The organism is Polynucleobacter necessarius, from assembly GCF_900095185.1.
GTDB lineage: Bacteria > Pseudomonadota > Gammaproteobacteria > Burkholderiales > Burkholderiaceae > Polynucleobacter.
The window spans coordinates 542,425-559,887 of record NZ_LT606948.1 but is presented as its reverse complement, the minus strand read 5'-3'; the positions used below and the strand labels follow the sequence as shown (position 1 = coordinate 559,887).

The window sequence follows — 17,463 nt, the reverse complement described above, 5'->3', positions numbered from 1 at the left end:
AGCCATGTTTTTGTTGATTCCCCTATGCTCACGTTTTAGGTTGCTTCCACTCATTTGTGGAGGAGCTCTCTCTGCATGTGCAGTTGGTCCGGATTTCAAACAACCAGACCCTCCGAAGACTTCTTCATATACAGAAACGCCCTTGATCAAGAGACTGGCTACTGCTGCTGGGGTTCCTGGTGGCAGTGATCAAGAGTTGGTTGAGGGCGCCGATATTGAAGCGCAATGGTGGGAGTTTTATAAAGTTCCCGAGTTAGATGCCCTCATTAAAAAAGCGCTGCAACAAAATCCCAATTTAGGCGCCGCTGATGCTGCCTTACGTGCGGCCCAAGCAAATGTCAACGCTCAAATTGGCGGACAGTACTTGCCTGCGATTGGTGTTGGTGCAAACGCATTAAGACAAAAACAACCGTCTGCCGTATACGGCTTAAATTACGGCACCGATACTTATAACCTTTACAATACTTCAGTAAATGTTACCTACAAATTCGATGTATTTGGTGGGGCCCGACGTGCGGTTGAAGGTGCTCGTGCTCAGGCAGAAGTTGCACAGTTTCAGCTAGAGGGGGCCTATCTTTCTTTGACTGCCAATGTTGTTACTAGTGCAGTCAGAGAGGCAGCATTACGAGCGCAGATGCAAGCCACTGAAGAAATTCTGAAAGCACAAACTAATCTTGCTGAGGTCACTGAAAAACAGTTGAAGATTGGTACCGTCTCAAAAGTAGATGTCACATCGCAACGAACTTTAGTTTCAACTTCTCAAGTTGATCTCTTTAACTACGAAAGAGATCTAGCATTTGCGCGTCATCAATTGGCGGTATTGGTGGGTGAGATCCCGAGCAATGCAAATATTGCTAAATTTGACTTGGCTAACCTACATTTGCCGGAGAAATTGCCGCTATCAGTTCCTTCTAGCCTTGTTCGGCAACGTCCTGACGTACGTGCAGCTGAAGCGCAGCTCAAGGCACAAAATGCATTTGTCGGGGTTGCTATTGCAAACCTGTTGCCGCAATTTAGTATTACAGGGTCGATTGGTGCCGCTGCACTGACTTCTGCCCACTTGTTTGGCCCTAATTCTTCTTTATGGACTGTGGGTGGCGGCATTCTGCAGCCCCTCTTTCAGGGTGGTCAATTATTGGCGCAACGTCGTGGAGCTTTGGCGAATTATGAGCAAGCTGCCTTTCAATATCAGGCGACGGTTCTAAATGCATTTCAAGAAGTTGCTGATGTGTTACGTGCATTAGAGATTGGTGCACAAGCTCTGAGGTCAGCATCTGATGCTGAGCGTTATGCCTACGAAACCCTTGACTTGGTTCAACAGCAGTACAAGTTAGGAGCAGTTAGTTATTTGGCAGTACTGTATTACCAAAACCAGTACCAACAAGCAAAAGTGAAATCGGTTGCAGCACAAGCAACTCGCTTCTCAGATACCGCAGCTTTATTTGCAGCACTGGGCGGTGGTTGGTGGAATCGTGAAGGCCCTGCTTTTACACCAAAAGACTTAGCGAAGAAAGATCACAATGAAACTTCTGGAAAAAATTAAGAACCAGCTCATTGCTCTTATCTTTACCCTATGGGCATGGACTCAACGTAAAGCAATTGAGTGGAAATTGCGTGAGAGGGTTATTGCCATTTGGGAAAGGGCAAAAGCTTTTTGGGAGCTTTTGGGACAAAAATGGCGAGGCACCAAGGCTCATGAGAAGTTAATGGCAATGGAGCCGCTAAAACGTCGCATGATTATTATGCTCTGCGGAGTATTTTTATTATTGGGTTTGATTTTTGCTTTCAATCAACTCAAGACTTTCATGATTAAGCATTTTATTGCTAGTATGGGATTGCCCCCTGCAACCGTTGCCACCATGGTGGCAACGACTTCTGAATGGCAGCCTAAGCTGAGCAGTGTTGGTAATGTTCGCGCATTTAGAGGTGTAGAGCTAAGCACTGAGCTTGGCGGTCTTGTACAAACGGTGCCCATAAAGTCAGGCCAGGATGTCAAAGAAGGCGAGCTTCTTATTAAGCTCAATGATGCCTCTGATATTGCGCAACTCAACTCTCTAAAAGCTATGGCAGCTTTAGCTAAAGTGCTTAATGAGCGTGATAGACAGCAGTTAGCGATTCAGGCAATTAGTAAAAATGTACTTGATACTAGCGCAGCTGATGCTAAATCGAAGCAAGCACAAGTAGAGCAACAAACAGCGGTGGTTGCTAAGAAAAACCTTAAAGCTCCATTTAGTGGAAGAGTTGGAATTGTTGCGATTAATCCAGGTCAATATGTAAATCCTGGTGATAAGTTATTAACTCTGCAAACTCTCGATCCTATATTTGTAGACTTCAACTTACCGCAAAATAATGCTGAGCTAGTTCAGGTTGGTCAAGAGGTAATTGTGACAACTGATGCATTTAAAGATGCAAGCTTTACAGGAAAAATTACTGCTGTGAGTCCAAAGGTTGATACCAACACTCGTAACATTCAAATTGAAGCCCAGCTTGCAAATCCAGATAAGAAAATCTTGCCGGGAATGTTTGCGAATGTAAATATTAAGCTTGGTGATCAAGTGAAGTACTTAACTTTGCCTCAAACTGCAGTGACATATAACCCGTACGGATCAACTGTTTTTATTGCTAAACCGACCGGAAAGAAAGATAAAAAGGGTAACCCTGGTCTGGAGGCGCAACAGGTATTCGTTACTACGGGTTTAACACGTGGCGATCAAGTTGCTATTTTGAAAGGCATTGATGAAGGTGCAACAATTGTTACAAGCGGCCAACTTAAGCTGCAGAATGGCACGCCGCTCATTATTAACAATAAGGTGCAGCCAGCAAACTCACCTGATCCAAATCCCCAGGAATAAATAGTAGATGAATTGGACTGACATATTCATCCGTAGGCCAGTGCTCTCCTTGGTGGTGAGCGCTCTGGCACTGATATTTGGTTTGAAATCAATTGGATCTCTACCAGTCAATCAATATCCACAAACGCAAAATGCGATCGTGACCATTACTACGGCTTACTATGGAGCGGACCCGGAAACCATTGCAGGCTTGATTACACAGCCTTTAGAGGCATCTATCGCGCAAGCTCAGGGTATCGATTATTTATCATCAGCTAGCGTAAGCGGAGTCTCCACGATTATTGCAACGCTGAAATTGAACTACGATTCAAACGCGGCACTAACGCAGATACAAACACAAATTAGCGCAGTAAAGAACCAATTGCCCCCTCAAGCGCAACAACCAATCTTGACTGTACAGGTTGGCCAGTCTACTGCCGCAATGTACATGGGTTTTTATAGTGATGAAATTCCCAATAACGCTATTACTGACTACTTATTACGAGTAGTTAAGCCAAAACTAGATTCTGTGGAAGGTGTGCAAAACGCAGAAATTACTGGCGGTCGAAAATTTGCTCTGCGTGCTTGGTTGGATTGCGAGAAGATGGCAGGTCTTGGAGTTGGTGCAGATGATGTTTATAACGCCCTAGCAGCTAACAATTTTCTTTCAGCTGTTGGAAGTACTAAAGGCGATATGATTGCCGTAGATTTGGTTGCAGGCACAGATCTACATACTTTGGAAGAGTTCCGTAGGCTGGTTGTCAAAAAAGATGGGATCAATATTGTTTACTTGGATCAAGTGGCTTCAGTCACATTGGGGTCTGAGGATTACAACACCAATGTTGCCTTCAGTGGTAAGCGTTCGGTATTCATCGCCATTAAGGTTGCCCCGCAAGCCAACTTATTAGACGTGGCGCAACGTGTCCGTGACGTTGTGCCAGATATTCAAAAGCAGTTGCCAATTGGTATGACTGGCAAGATTGTGTATGACTCCACTAAATTCATTGCTAGCTCGATTGATGAAGTAGTTTCTACTTTGCTTGAAGCGCTGGTGATTGTGACTATTGTTATCTACTTATTCTTAGGTAGCGTCCGTGCGGTAGCTGTTCCTGTAATTGCGATGCCTTTATCGCTGATTGGTACATTCTTCCTCATGCAAAGATTGGGTTACTCCATCAACTTACTTACTCTTTTAGCTTTGGTGTTAGCAATTGGACTGGTAGTCGATGATGCCATCATCGTGGTAGAAAACGTTGACCGTCACATGAAGGAAGGTAAGCCTCCCCTAGAAGCTTCTTTGATTGCTGCTCGTGAATTAGGTGGTCCAATTCTGGCGATGACTGTTGTGTTAATCGCGGTTTATATCCCGATTGGATTCCAGGGCGGATTAACGGGCGCTCTCTTTACCGAATTTGCTTTTACTTTGGCCAGTGCGGTAGCTGTCTCTGGTTTGATAGCTCTTACCCTGTCACCAATGATGTGCTCTCGTATATTTACCGAGGAGCAAGAAGCGTCGTCTTTTGTGCAGAAAATTGATCGCATCTTTGACAAAGTTCATCATAGTTATCAATCCACTTTGCGTGAACTTTTGAGCACGTGGGAGGTCATTATTGTGATGGGAGTGCTTTTATTGGGTGGCATTGCCTATTTATATGATACCGCACGCGCTGAATTGGCACCAACAGAAGACCAAGGTATTATCTTGATGCAGGCTTCTGGGCCTCCAAATAGCACCGTTAATCAAATGCAGACTTATGCTGATCAAATCTATGCGATTGCAGCAGCAGAACCAGAGTACGAACAAGCGTTTCAGATCACAAGCCCAACTTCTAGTTTTGGTGGAATTTTGTTGAAAGACTGGGGTGAACGTAATCGCAATGCAACAAAGTTCCAGGAGGATATGCAGCAAAAGTGGAATTCTATTGCGGGAGCTCGTGTTGCGGCATTCCAGTTCCCTGCATTACCTGGTGCGCAAGGCTTACCAGTTCAGGTGGTCATCAATACAACTGAATCTTATGCTCAATTACATGAGGTATCGCAAGCGGTGCTAGACAAAGCACGCCGTAGCGGCAATTTCTTTTTTGTAGCCTCTGATTTAAAGATTGATAAGCCCCAAGACGTCTTAGAAATTGATCGAGAGAAGGTGGCTGCTTTGGGCATGACTCAACAGCAGGTTGGCTCGGCATTATCAGCTGCATTAGGTGGCGGGTTTGTGAATTATTTTTCTGTCGCAGGCCGCTCCTATAGGGTGATTCCACAAGTGAAACAAGTTGATCGCTTGAATCCCGATCAAATATTGGATTACTACATTCGTACTCCAAGCGGAGCGATGGTTCAGGCGCGTACAATTGCAACTATTAAGCAGCGTGTTGTTCCGCAATCAATTAATCACTTCCAGCAACTAAATTCAGCAACCATTTCTGGTGTGAGCACCCCATTTATTTCACAAGCAGATCTGTTGGAGTTTATGCGCCAGACCTTAAAAGAGGTAGCACCAAATGGATACACCATGGACTACGCTGGTCCCTCACGTCAATTTATGTCAGAGTCTGGCGGTTTCTTGGTTACGATGTTTTTTGCAATTTTAATTGTGTTCTTGGTTCTTGCTGCCCAATTCGAAAGTTTCCGAGATTCGATTGTGATTTTGGTCTCTGTGCCCCTAGCTTTGTTTGGTGCCCTGATCTTTATCAATCTTGGTTTTACCACCTTGAATGTCTATACCCAGGTTGGCTTGGTTACGCTGATGGGTTTAATTAGTAAGCACGGAATATTGATTGTAGAGTGTGCGAATGAACTTCAAGAAGTTGGCCGCAGCAAGCTTGATGCGATTGTTGAAGCAAGCAGTGTGCGCTTAAGACCTATTTTGATGACCACTGCTGCTATGGTCTTGGGTGTTGTACCGCTGGTGATTGCCACTGGGGCAGGGGCAGCTGGTCGAAAATCAATGGGTATCGTAATCTTTACTGGATTATCTATTGGTACGCTATTTACACTGTTCGTGGTTCCAGCGATGTACCTATTTATCGGCGCAGATCATCACGCGAAGAAATTTAAGCAGCAATAAATTACGAATCTACTTAACGATATTGAGCTCTTTTTCGGCAATATCGTGAAAGCAGGTTTCTGTCTCTAAGCGCCTTAGCCATGCTTCAATATTTTTAAGTTCTGCACGCTGCCCTGTTTCTTTCGGGAAAGGCTTGTGCAGAAGAATCTAGCGACTTGCGCAAAGTGCAAGAACAATATCTCCAATTTGAAATTGATCGCCTGCACAAAAATTTTGTTTGCTGAGTGTTTGGTCTAACATCCCTAGTAAGCGATTAGTTTCTTGGTATCCCTTTTGAATCGCTTCATCATTTCGTTCTTGCTCTGGTGTTCTAGTTAACCCTAGAAATGGAATTCGTAGGGCTGGCCACATTGTCCCTAGTTGCCAGTCCATCCATTGCTCGGACTTATATTGAGTTTGGACATCTCTGGCAAAGCGCCCTGATTGATCATGACGACGAGCTAGATAACGCAGAATAGTATTGGACTCCCAAAGAACAAGTTCACCATCTTGTAATGTAGGCGCTAGACTTGAGGTTGAGTTTTAAAAACTCAGGCGTGTTATTGATGCCAAAGTGGAGGCCAGCGTCGATCCGCTAAAAATCTTACCCGCTTTAAGACCTAGTTCAGCCAAGCACCACAATACTTTTTGAACATTAATAGAACTGTTGCGACCCCATACACGCAACATAGTATTTCCTTACAGAGATTCATTGGGTTTAGTTAGCCTTGACTTCACTGAAATCGAGGCCAACAAATTTACTTCTTGTAAAAATAAGGGGCTCTCGTTCAGGATGATTTTTTAAGTTAATGATTTTAGCGACAATGATGTTGTGATCACCGCCAATGTGAACGCAACCTGTCTTACATTTATAATAGGCTACGCAATGATTAACCTGGGTTAGTCCGGCTCTCTGCAAGCTTATGAGCTATCCCGTTAAATTGATCTGCTTTTACAGTCGCAAAGTGCATTGCTAGGTCCTCTTGAGGGCGTTCTAGCACATGTATTAGATGCTTTTTGCAAAGCTCTACCCAAGAAGAAGGCATGAGTCGTGAATGTTTTTTCAAACTCCATAGAATGAGCGGCGGCTCAAGTGAAACGGTATTAAAAGAGCTTATCGTCATGCCGTGAGGATTGCTGTCTTCGTCAAAGCATGTGATGACGGTGACCCCAGTTGCAAATGATGCAAAACCTTGACGAAGCTCTTGTGTCTTGTGAAGTGAATGGGGTCATTAGCTTTGCTTATTTTGCCTCTGTTTTGCTAGCTTCGGTAATTGTTGTGCCAGGGATGGGAGTCAAAATTGCGTTTCCTTCGGCTGTCACGCATTTAAAATGCTACTTTTTGCCTGCTTTGGATAAGAAGCTAGCTCCTTGATAATAGCCGTCATCTCTGCAGGTTTTGGTTGCAAAGTCCATCACATCCTGTGGGCTGGCGCCAGAGCTAATGAGGCGCATATTACCCATGGACATATGTTCGGCTACTTTTGCCGGGCTTAATTAGTTGAGTAGAGGAGCATCCAGCCAATATCAAGCCAGAAGTCGCGGTTAATAGTAGAATTTTTTTCACGGAAACCTCCATAATCAGCAATGCTCATTATGGGTAAACCTCTTGAGCGATTGATGCGGGGAAATACCTCCCTCTAAAAGGAAGAGATATGTTTAAAGCAATATTAGCAAATAAAGATGATCAAGGCTATCGTGCAGAAGTAGCCCAAGTCGATGAAGCTAGCCATCCCGGATGGCGACGTTCGCATCAAGGCGTTGTATTCCACGCTAAACTATAAGAGGATGGCCTGGCGAGCACTGGAAAAGGTCCTGTGGTGCGTAGCTTTCCCATGGTTCCAGGTATCGACTTTGCTGGAGAGGTAGTAGAAAGCCTTAGTAGTGCTGAGTTTAAAGTTAGCGATATGGTCCTCCTGAATGGCTGGAGGCGTTGGTGAGGGCCATTGGGGTGGTTTTGGTTAGCAGGCTCGTGTAAAGGCCGAATGGTTAATTTCGCTTCCAAAAGGATTTGCTGCTAAACAGGCTTTGGCAATTGGCACTGCTGGCTATATCGCCATGCTATGTGTCATGGCATTACAAAAACACGGATTGAAGCCCAGTGATGGCGAGGTTCTAGTACCTGGTGCTGCTGGCGGCGTTGGCAGCTTTGCCAATACTCTTCTGGGTAAGTTCGGTTTTACAGTGGCAGCAAGCACTGGGCGTATGACTGAAGCGGATTACTTGAAAAAATTAGGGGCCACTGAGGTTATTGATCGCGCGACTTTATCTGCGCCAGGCAGGCCATTGGCAAAAGAACGTTGGGCCGCAGTGGTCGATAGCGTTGGGAGTCATACCTTAGCAAATGCTTGTGCCCAGACCAAGAGTGATGGTGCTGTTGCAGCCTGTGGTTTGGAGTTGGCTAAGTTGGTAGCTCTAAATACTTTAGATGAAATCTCTCAGGACATTTCACTTGAAGATTCGATCAAATACGCGCAGGATTTGATGGCGGGTAATGTGCGTGGACGTTTAATTGTCGATGTTAACAAGCAAGAAAATGAATTGGATTGCACTGCGGCTCTTGAGGTTTGCGCTTCGGAAGTTTTGACCAAACCTCAAGCCTGGATGCCACCAAAGCTTCGTTCAGATGATGGAAAACATATTGTGATTCGCCCATTAGCGTATGTTCCTGAAAAATTACTGGAACGCTATGCTGGCGATATGAACTTTCCCATCATTCCGTGTGATTTATGCGGTAGTCAGCCCAATCTTCAACGTCTTCAGAGTTACTCAGATCAGACCAATCAGCAATCTCAGAGAGCGCGCGATAGCAGCCGCGGCAGTAACCATTTTCAGGATTAATGTCGCACCAATTAATGCAAGGTGATGGCACAGCTGTTAAAGTAAACCTAAATTATTAATAATAAAAATAACGGTACACCATGAGCACTAAAAATCAAGCCGGCGTCGAAGCTGCGATTCATCATCCATTGCAACTGCTACCACTGGTAGGTGATGCACTTCCGGAAGTGGGGGGGGTAGCATTGAAGTTTCAGCAGGAGTTCGTTGGCTCAGAATGCGTGTACCGTTCGCCCTGGATCATATTAACTTGTGGCTTTTACGTGATGAGATTGATAGTGTTACTGGCTGGAAGATCGTGGATCGTGGATCGTGGCATTGCAAATGATGAGACTAGAGCTTCTTGGGAAAAGGTTTGTGCAACCCACAGCTTGAAGGCATGCCAGTCCTACGTGTCATTGTGACGCATATGTATTCAGATCATGTTGGGTGATCTCAATGGCTATGTGAGAAATGGAATGCGCCTTTATGGATTTCCATGACTGATTATTTAACCGCTCAATGGTTAAGTTGCAAAGAAGATGGTGCTGCGGTTGGGGCTCGCTCAAATGATTACAGCAACATGGTGTCAGGAGTACCGTGTCAATATCGCCGCATTATCAATGATGAAGCAATATTGATTAGCGGTCGTTCATGGCAAGTCATGATGGGTTTTGGTCATGCTCCTGAACATGCGTCTTTATTTTGCAAAGAGCTCGGTATTTTAATTTCTGGAGATATGTTGTTGCCTCGCATCTCTACTAATGTGAGTGTGTATGACGCAGATCCAGATGCTGATCCTTTAGGGTTGTATCTTGATTCAATTGAAAAATATTTAGCTCTGCCCGAGGATACTTTGGTTCTCCCTTCGCATGGTAAGCCATGTCCTGGAATGAGAATTCGAATTGCCCAGCTGAAGACGCATCATGATGAGCGCTTAATAGATACCTTAGGTGCATGCAACAAACCGGCACAATCTCTCGAGCATGTGCCGGTTTGTTCAGGCGTGAATTAGAGATTCATCAACTCACATTCGTAATGGGTGAGGCTATTGCTCATCTGAATTACCTACTTTGTCGAGGTAGGTTGCGTCGCCAGCTTTGCGACGACGGCGTGTTGCGGTTTTCCGTGGTTTAGCGCTAGTTTTGTTTTAGTCACAGATTCTTCGCTAGGAGCAGTTGCTGTAGCACTCGCTGCGGATACGGCATCGCCAAAGGATTTAAGCGCCATCATCGTGGCATGATGGACTTCAAGTCCTTGAATAGTTGACTTTAGGATATTGAGGTTCAAATTCAGCCAGTTTTCAACGCTTGTGAGGTCTTTAATGCGTTTTTCCAGCTCATCTTATATCTACCCCAGGAAAGGCTGATCCAAAGCCGCCTGCGGCCTTGGATGCATCTGTTGTAAAGGGAAGTTGTCCAGCCTGGGCTGTCGCACCTTGCCCCCACATGGTTTTAAACATTTCTAGGCTTTGATTGAATTCAGGAATGGTTCCAAACATAATGGCTCCAGGGTAAATAAAAAGTGGCTTTTCTAATAGAATAAGGGATTCTAAAGATTAATCCGGATTTAACAATGCAATCTAATGACTTGTCACATCCTTACACCCGTGGTAAGGAGCTGCCTGAGCTTTTGAAAGAGCGTATCCTGATTTTGGATGGCGCCATGGGCACCATGATTCAGCAGTACAAGTTAAGTGAAGCCGACTACCGTGGTTTACCAGACAATGCCCGTTTTGCTGATCATCCGGGCGACCTCAAAGGCAATAACGAGTTATTGGTACTCACACAGCCTCAAATTATCAGCAAGATTCATGAGCGGTATTTAGAAGCTGGCGCGGACATTATTGAGACCAATACTTTTGGTGCGACTTCAGTGGCACAAGAAGATTACAAAATGGCCGGCTTAGCTCGCGAGATGAATGAAGTTTCCGCGAGACTAGCGCGCGCTGCATGTGAAAAATATAGCACTACTGATAAACCACGTTTTGCAGCTGGTGCTATTGGACCTACGCCAAAGACTGCTAGCATTTCTCCAGATGTTAATGACCCAGGTGCGCGCAATGTCACATTTGATGCATTGCGGGCATCCTATCGTGAGCAGATCGAGGGGTTGTTTGCTGATGGCGTTGATTTGTTTGTAGTTGAAACCATCTTTGATACCCTCAACGCTAAAGCTGCACTATTCGCTCTTGATGAATTTTTTGAAGAAACTGGTGAGCGCTTACCAGTGATGATTTCTGGGACTGTGACTGACGCCTCGGGACGTATTTTGTCTGGTCAAACCGTTGAGGCATTTTGGAATAGCTTGCGCCATATCAAGCCACTTACTTTTGGCTTGAACTGTGCACTTGGCGCTGCCTTGATGCGTCCTTATATCGCAGAGTTATCGCGCATTTGTGATGTTGCCGTTTCCTGCTACCCCAATGCTGGTCTGCCTAACCCAATGAGTGATACTGGCTTTGATGAGACCCCAGACATTACCTCAAGTTTGGTAGATGGTTTTGCAAAAGACGGTCTAGTCAATTTGGTTGGTGGTTGCTGTGGTACTACGCCAGATCACATTCGTGCTATAGCCACTGCCGTTGCAAAGCGGAGGCCCCGTGCTTTCTATCGTGAAAATGCGCAGGTGACAGCGTGAGCAAGATGGAGAAAAAAGTCATGCCAGCGATGAAGTTATCTGGCCTTGAGTCATTTAACGTTACTGCTGCTGTAGGCTTTGTCAATATTGGAGAGCGTACTAACGTTACTGGCTCCCAAGCATTTGCTCGCATGATTTTGAACAATCAATTTGACGAGGCGCTTGCTGTCGCGCGTCAACAAGTTGAGAATGGTGCACAAATCATCGATATCAACATGGATGAAGCGATGCTTGATTCCGAAGCAGCGATGACTCGCTTCTTAAATTTGATCGCATCTGAGCCTGATATTGCACGTGTGCCCATCATGATCGACTCATCTAAGTGGAGTGTGATTGAAGCTGGCTTGAAGTGTATTCAGGGCAAGCCAATTGTGAACTCTATCTCTTTAAAAGAGGGTGAAGAGCCATTCAGAAAACAAGCGCATTTAATTCGCCGTTACGGTGCCGCTTCTGTAGTGATGGCTTTCGATAAAGTTGGTCAAGCAGATACATTCCAACGTAAGACTGAAATCTGTCAGCGCTGCTACGAGATCTTAGTGAATGAAATTGGCTTTCCGGCAGAAGACATCATTTTCGACCCGAATATTTTTGCGATTGCCACTGGTATTGAAGAGCATGACAACTACGCTGTTGACTTTATTAATGCCACTCGTTGGATTAAAGCAAATCTCCCCGGCGCTAAAGTGAGTGGTGGCGTTTCTAATGTCAGCTTCTCTTTCCGCGGCAACGATCGTGTCCGTGAGGCTATTCATACTGTATTTTTATATCATGCTATCCAGGCGGGAATGGATATGGGTATCGTGAATGCTGGTCAATTAGGTGTTTACGCCGACTTAGATCCTGAGTTATGCGAACGTGTTGAAGATGTCGTACTCAATCGTTTCAAAGAAAAAGACGGCAAAACCCCAACAGAACGCTTATTGGATATTGCTGATCAATTTAAGGGCGGTGGCGCTAAGCAGGTTGAAAACCTGGTTTGGCGTGAAACACCTGTTCGTGAACGTTTAACCCATGCCTTAGTTCATGGCATCACAAATTTTATTGAAGAAGATACAGAAGAACTGCGCGCAGAAATCATGGGCGCCGGTGGTAGGCCAATTGAAGTAATTGAAGGCCCCTTGATGGATGGCATGAACGTTGTTGGCGACTTATTTGGTGCGGGAAAAATGTTCTTGCCTCAAGTGGTGAAGAGCGCGCGCGTGATGAAGCAAGCAGTTGCGATCCTAATACCCTATATTGAAGAAGAAAAACGTCAGCATATTGCGGCTGGTGGGGAAGCGAAAGCTAAGGGAAAAATTGTGATGGCCACTGTTAAGGGTGACGTTCACGATATTGGTAAAAATATTGTGACTGTGGTTCTACAATGCAATAACTTTGAAGTTGCCAATATGGGTGTGATGGTTCCCTGTGCTGAAATTCTCAAGCGTGCCAAGGAAGAGAATGCCGACATCGTTGGTCTATCAGGCTTGATTACCCCTTCGCTTGAAGAGATGACATACGTTGCCCAAGAGATGCAACGCGATGACTATTTTCGCGATCGTCAAATTCCACTCATGATTGGTGGTGCAACTACTTCTCGTGTGCATACTGCAGTGAAGATTGCGCCACACTATGATGGCCCAGTAGTTTATGTGCCAGATGCGTCGCGCTCGGTATCGGTAGCTTCCAGTTTGCTATCTGATGAAAGTGCAAAGAAATTTATTCAAGGTTTGCGCGATGACTATGTGCGCATTCGTGAACAACATGCCAACAAGAAAGCAGTGCCCACCATTTCACTAGCAGCGGCTCGTAAGAACCGTGAGTTGATTGATTGGTCTACTTACGTACCCGAGAAGCCTAAATTTATTGGCCGTCGCGTATTTAAAAAGTTTGCGCTTAGCGATATTGCCAAATATGTTGACTGGACCCCAGTCTTTCAGACTTGGGACTTGGCTGGTAAATTTCCGGCAATTCTCGATGATGAAGTGGTTGGTGTAGAGGCGCATAAAGTTTATGCTGATGCCCAGGTATTGCTCAATAAGCTGATCAAAGGTCAGTGGTTACAAGCGGATGCAGTTGTCGCTTTTTATCCTGCTAATACTGTCGGTGACGATATCGTGTTATATCGCGATGAAGCGCGCGAACACCCATTATTTGTATGGCATAACCTCCGCCAACAATCTGAGCGCCCAGTAGTGGATGGAATCCGTAGACCTAATCGTTGTTTGGCTGATTATGTAGCGCCAAAAGACTCTGGTGTTGCTGATTATCTGGGTTGCTTTGCTGTGACAACAGGTCATGGTGTTGAGAAAAAAGTAGCTGAGTTTCAAGCAAAGCATGATGATTACAGTGCCATTATGTTGAAGGCCTTGGCTGATCGTTTGGCTGAAGCCTTTGCTGAGCTTATGCACCATCGTGTTCGTACTGATCTCTGGGGCTATGCAACCGATGAGATCTTGACTAATGATCAAATGATCAATGAGGAGTATCGCGGTATACGTCCTGCACCAGGCTATCCAGCCTGCCCTGCGCATGAAGTCAAGGAGGACTTATTGCGAGTGATGGGTGCTGAAGATATCGGTATGACTTTGACTGAGTCAAAGGCCATGAATCCTGCTTCTAGTGTTAGCGGTTTCTATTTGGCGCATTCGGATGCTCGCTACTTTAATGTAGGCAAACTTTCAGAAGATCAAGTCGAAGACTTGGCCAAACGTCGCGGTCAAAGCATCGAAGATACTCGTCGCCAGCTAGCGAGTTTGTTAGATTAAACGCCCCACATGATGGGTTTGTCTTTCGCGCTTGCCTGTTTCATGAGTTCGAGGAATGGGTAAGCGCGTTGCCCTAGTCGGTCCGCTAACTTAGGCTTCTCTGTACCCGTCTTGAGATTGTCATTTGCCTTTGCTCGTTCCTCAAGATCTTTTAGGATGGCTGTTTCAAGAGAGGTGATCAGAGCTGGGAGTTGTTCTACAGTCAGGATCCCTCGAGGTTCTAGGGGGCGTCCTAAAATATCAAAAATTCGTTGTGTCAGATCCGCCAGCATGATGACATTTGGACCAGCCGTTGAGCGAAATGGATAGATCATTTCGATAGCTTACCACCTGATAAACTCGCTAATCCATGTTGTCGACTAATAAAAATCGTTTAATGCAGATGCTGAGCGCTGCTCTTGCCGAATTGGCTCAAGAGCGCGGCTTGTCACAACCACCTACCCCACGTTTAGAGCGTCCAAAGGCCATTGATCATGGAGATGTTGCCTGCAATATTGCCCTCCAGCTTTCTAAGGCTTGGAAACTGAATCCTCGCGATTTGGCGCAATCTCTAGTTGACCGACTCCATACCAAAGCCGGCTTTAACGAGCTCATTATGTCTTGCGAAATTGCTGGTCCTGGATTTATTAACTTCCGCCTGAGTAATGTGGCTAAGTCTGCTGTAGTGAAAGAAATTCTATCTGCAGGAGTGCGCTTTGGAGAGTCTGTCCTTATTGGCGAGCCCTCCCCAAGCGCCATGATTGAGTTTGTCTCTGCTAATCCAACTGGCCCCTTGCATGTAGGTCATGGGCGACAGGCAGCGCTGGGTGATGCCTTGGCTAATTTGTTGGCCACCCAAGGCATCAAAGTACACCGAGAGTTTTATTATAACGATGCAGGTGTTCAGATTGCAAATCTAGCCCTATCGGTTCAAGCTCGGTTGCTGGGCTTAAAGCCGGGTGACTCTCAGTGGCCAGAACAAGCTTATAACGGTGAATATATTGCGGAAATTGTTGCAGCATTTAAAGCATCTCCTGATTTTAGGGATGATATTGACACGATTCGTCAATTTGCAGTTAACTATTTGCGTCATGAGCAAGATATTGATTTACAAACTTTCGGCGTTAAGTTTGATTGCTATTATTTAGAATCCTCTTTGTATACCGACGGTAGTGTTGCACAAATCGTTAGTGATTTACAGGGCATTGGTAAGACCTATGAGGCCGAAGGTGCTCTATGGTTAAAGACTACAGATGATGGCGATGATAAAGATCGCGTGATGCGTAAGTCCGATGGAAGTTTCACTTATTTTGTACTTGACGTTGCTTATCACGCTAGCAAGTGGAATCGTGGCTTTGGAAAAGTCATTAATGTACAAGGAAGTGACCACCACGGCACAATAGCCCGCGTGCGTTCGGGCTTGCAGGGTGTAGCTCAAAAGCGTGGCTGGGATATTCCAAAAACTTATCCAGAGTATGTATTGCATAAGATGGTCACAGTAATGCGTAATGGCGAGGAAGTAAAAATTTCTAAGCGTGCTGGCTCCTATGTTACCGTGCGTGATTTAGTTGAATGGTCTGGTGGTGTTGCTCCAGAAATGACTCCAGAAGATAGAGATCCAGCATTACAACGTGGTCGTGATGCAGTGCGCTTTTTCTTGATCTCGCGTAAGGCGGATACCGAATTTGTTTTTGATATTGATTTGGCGTTGCAGCAGAATGATGAGAACCCAGTTTTCTATGTTCAGTATGCGCATGCTCGAATTTGTTCAATCTTGCAACAATGGGGTGGACAGGCATCAGATTTAGCTGAAGCTGATTTATCGCTCTTGCAGAGTAAGGCAGCAGATTATTTATTGCGTCGTTTAGCGGAGTATCCAGAGGTTCTCACAGCCGCCGCAGAAGAGTTGGCACCTCATGCATTAGCTTTTTATTTGCGTGATTTAGCTGGTGATTTCCATGCTTTTTATAACGCTGACCGCGTATTGGTAGATGATCAGAAATTAAAGTTAGCCCGCCTGGCCTTGCTTTCGGCAACCCGCCAAGTTTTACAAAATGGCCTAAAAGTACTTGGAGTATCCACGCCAGCAAAGATGTAATGGCGGGGTATGAAGTGTGGATGTAAGATGAGGAAATGATGAAAATACCGAATCAGCAGACTGGCTCCAAAATGCGTCCCAAAAGCCCAGATAGCAAGAATTCCCAATATGGTGGAACTATTCTTGGCTTTATTTTGGGTTTAGGCGCTGGACTAGCAATCGCATTTGTCGTCGCCTTCTATCTAAATAAAAATACACCACAAGAGCGACCAGGAATGCGAGCGCCAAGCTTGCCACTCACCATTAAGCCTTCAGAGGGAGGGGCCCCTGCAGCTACTGAGCAGGTAGATTTAAATAAGCTTCTACAAGGTAGGTCGCCCGCGCCTTCATCGTCTGATCCAATTGGTGATTTAGTAAGCGGTAAAAAATCTGCTGATAAACCTGCAGATCTAACCCCGGCATCTACTACCAAATCTGATTCTATTTATTTCTTGCAAGTCGGAGCTTTTGCTAAGCGCTCTGAGGCGGATGCGCAAAAGGCGAATTTGGCGATTCAGGGAATTCAGGCGCAGCTAAGTGAGGTTGCAAGTGAGGGAAATACCTTATGGCGTGTTCGTATCGGCCCATATAACAGTGTCGACGAGAGTAATGCCGTACGTGATAAGTTAAGCGGTATGGGAATTAAACCAACTTTAATTAAATCTAGTAAATCATGATTTCATTGAGCAAAAGAGCAATTACTTTTTTAGCACTCCTTTCTTTGATTGGCATTGTCAGTGCTCAAGCGCCAAAAATTGAAGAAGGTTTTGACTGTCGTGTGATGCCCATGCCTCAGCCAGTTGCAACCAAAGATACGGTCGAGGTAATTGAATTTTTCTGGTACGGCTGCCCGCATTGCTACGACTTCGAGCCAGAGCTCAGCGCCTGGGTGAAGCGTCAGCCAAAAGACGTTGTATTTCGCAGGGTTCCTGTGGCTTTTCGTGATGACTTCATGCCTCACAGCCAATTATTTTATGCCCTAGAGGCGATGGGCAAAGGCGATGCCCTTAATGAAAAAGTCATGTATGCCATGCATAAAGAAAATAAGCGTCTTTTAAATGAGAAGGAAATTGCTGATTGGATTGCTTCGCAAGGCATTGATCGTAATTCATTTTTGGCAACCTATCGATCATTTGCGGTTGTTTCTAAAGCACGTGCTGCTAAGCAGATAGCCGAAGCATATCGCATTGACGGGGCGCCTACCATTGTGATGCAGGGTAAGTATTTAACCTCACCATCGATTGCTGGTACCAAAGCAAAGTCAATTACTGTGATGGATTATTTAGAAGACAAAATTCGAAAAAATAAGTACAAACAATAACTTCAAAT

Annotated in this window: 15 protein-coding genes and 3 pseudogenes; 10 read left to right on the top strand and 8 right to left on the bottom strand. The window is 45.2% G+C overall.

Features of this window, described 5'->3' with window-relative positions:
• Positions 1–13: 13 nt before the first annotated feature.
• The 3 genes from DXE31_RS03240 (at position 14) to DXE31_RS03230 (ending at position 5,895) form a co-directional block, all read left to right on the top strand.
• The gene (locus DXE31_RS03240; protein ID WP_231969320.1) at positions 14–1,543 is read left to right on the top strand and encodes an efflux transporter outer membrane subunit; all 1,530 of its coding nucleotides are present in this window, start codon (positions 14–16) and stop codon (positions 1,541–1,543) included.
• A gap of 169 nt (positions 1,544–1,712) precedes the next feature.
• Complete coding sequence (locus DXE31_RS03235; RefSeq protein WP_114698635.1) at positions 1,713–2,852, top strand: efflux RND transporter periplasmic adaptor subunit; 1,140 nt, start codon at positions 1,713–1,715, stop codon at positions 2,850–2,852.
• A 7-nt stretch (positions 2,853–2,859) separates the two neighbouring features.
• Positions 2,860–5,895: an efflux RND transporter permease subunit gene (locus tag DXE31_RS03230; protein WP_114697788.1), complete on the top strand. Its 3,036-nt coding sequence runs from the start codon at positions 2,860–2,862 to the stop codon at positions 5,893–5,895.
• A 147-nt stretch (positions 5,896–6,042) separates the two neighbouring features.
• Here DXE31_RS03230 and DXE31_RS11065 read toward each other — a convergent pair whose 3' ends face one another.
• The 4 genes and pseudogenes from DXE31_RS11065 to DXE31_RS12020 form a co-directional block, all read right to left on the bottom strand.
• A complete protein-coding gene (locus tag DXE31_RS11065; protein ID WP_231969319.1) occupies positions 6,043–6,246 on the bottom strand; it encodes a glutathione binding-like protein in 204 nt (67 codons plus the stop codon).
• 90 nt (positions 6,247–6,336) lie between these two features.
• Positions 6,337–6,393, bottom strand: a pseudogene (locus DXE31_RS12775) (hypothetical protein); the annotation flags it as partial.
• Between the two features lie 199 nt (positions 6,394–6,592).
• Entirely contained in the window at positions 6,593–6,793 is a 201-nt protein-coding gene (locus tag DXE31_RS12025) for a flavin reductase family protein (protein ID WP_269460579.1), read from the bottom strand.
• A complete protein-coding gene (locus DXE31_RS12020; protein ID WP_331852029.1) occupies positions 6,765–7,034 on the bottom strand; it encodes a flavin reductase family protein in 270 nt (89 codons plus the stop codon). Before DXE31_RS12020 ends, DXE31_RS12025 begins: the two co-directional genes overlap by 29 nt.
• A gap of 495 nt (positions 7,035–7,529) precedes the next feature.
• Here DXE31_RS12020 and DXE31_RS03210 point away from each other — a divergent pair.
• Positions 7,530–8,403: pseudogene (locus tag DXE31_RS03210) on the top strand (MDR family oxidoreductase); the annotation flags it as partial.
• Positions 8,404–8,587: 184 nt separating this feature from the next.
• Here DXE31_RS03210 and DXE31_RS03205 read toward each other — a convergent pair.
• Positions 8,588–8,746: a DUF1289 domain-containing protein gene (locus DXE31_RS03205; RefSeq protein ID WP_114697787.1), complete on the bottom strand. Its 159-nt coding sequence runs from the start codon at positions 8,744–8,746 to the stop codon at positions 8,588–8,590.
• A 49-nt stretch (positions 8,747–8,795) separates the two neighbouring features.
• Between DXE31_RS03205 and DXE31_RS03200 the strand changes: the two are divergent.
• Positions 8,796–9,828, top strand: a pseudogene (locus tag DXE31_RS03200) (MBL fold metallo-hydrolase).
• Here the strand turns inward: DXE31_RS03200 and DXE31_RS10175 are convergent.
• On the bottom strand, positions 9,760–9,981 hold the full coding sequence (locus DXE31_RS10175; protein ID WP_197712257.1) for a hypothetical protein: 222 nt from the start codon (positions 9,979–9,981) through the stop codon (positions 9,760–9,762). The pseudogene DXE31_RS03200 and the gene DXE31_RS10175 overlap by 69 nt on opposite strands.
• A gap of 49 nt (positions 9,982–10,030) precedes the next feature.
• On the bottom strand, positions 10,031–10,192 hold the full coding sequence (locus DXE31_RS10170; RefSeq protein WP_197712122.1) for a hypothetical protein: 162 nt from the start codon (positions 10,190–10,192) through the stop codon (positions 10,031–10,033).
• Between the two features lie 74 nt (positions 10,193–10,266).
• Here DXE31_RS10170 and DXE31_RS03190 point away from each other — a divergent pair, with 74 nt between their 5' ends.
• Positions 10,267–11,331 carry a homocysteine S-methyltransferase family protein gene (locus DXE31_RS03190; RefSeq protein ID WP_114697786.1) on the top strand — a complete coding sequence of 355 codons (1,065 nt, stop codon included), beginning with the start codon at positions 10,267–10,269 and terminating at the stop codon, positions 11,329–11,331.
• Between the two features lie 5 nt (positions 11,332–11,336).
• Entirely contained in the window at positions 11,337–14,078 is a 2,742-nt protein-coding gene (gene metH, locus DXE31_RS03185; RefSeq protein WP_114698634.1) for a methionine synthase, read from the top strand.
• Here metH and DXE31_RS03180 read toward each other — a convergent pair.
• On the bottom strand, positions 14,075–14,392 hold the full coding sequence (locus tag DXE31_RS03180; protein WP_114697785.1) for a DUF1840 domain-containing protein: 318 nt from the start codon (positions 14,390–14,392) through the stop codon (positions 14,075–14,077). The two genes, metH and DXE31_RS03180, sit on opposite strands and share 4 nt — an antisense overlap.
• 35 nt (positions 14,393–14,427) lie before the next feature.
• Here DXE31_RS03180 and argS point away from each other — a divergent pair, with 35 nt between their 5' ends.
• From argS to DXE31_RS03165, 3 genes are all read left to right on the top strand, one after another.
• Entirely contained in the window at positions 14,428–16,155 is a 1,728-nt protein-coding gene (gene argS / locus DXE31_RS03175) for an arginine--tRNA ligase (RefSeq protein WP_114697784.1), read from the top strand.
• A 71-nt stretch (positions 16,156–16,226) separates the two neighbouring features.
• Entirely contained in the window at positions 16,227–16,811 is a 585-nt protein-coding gene (locus tag DXE31_RS03170) for an SPOR domain-containing protein (protein ID WP_231969318.1), read from the top strand.
• Positions 16,808–17,455 carry a thiol:disulfide interchange protein DsbA/DsbL gene (locus DXE31_RS03165; protein WP_114697782.1) on the top strand — a complete coding sequence of 216 codons (648 nt, stop codon included), beginning with the start codon at positions 16,808–16,810 and terminating at the stop codon, positions 17,453–17,455. The genes DXE31_RS03170 and DXE31_RS03165 overlap by 4 nt, the downstream gene beginning before the upstream one ends.
• The last annotated feature ends 8 nt before the right edge of the window (positions 17,456–17,463 follow it).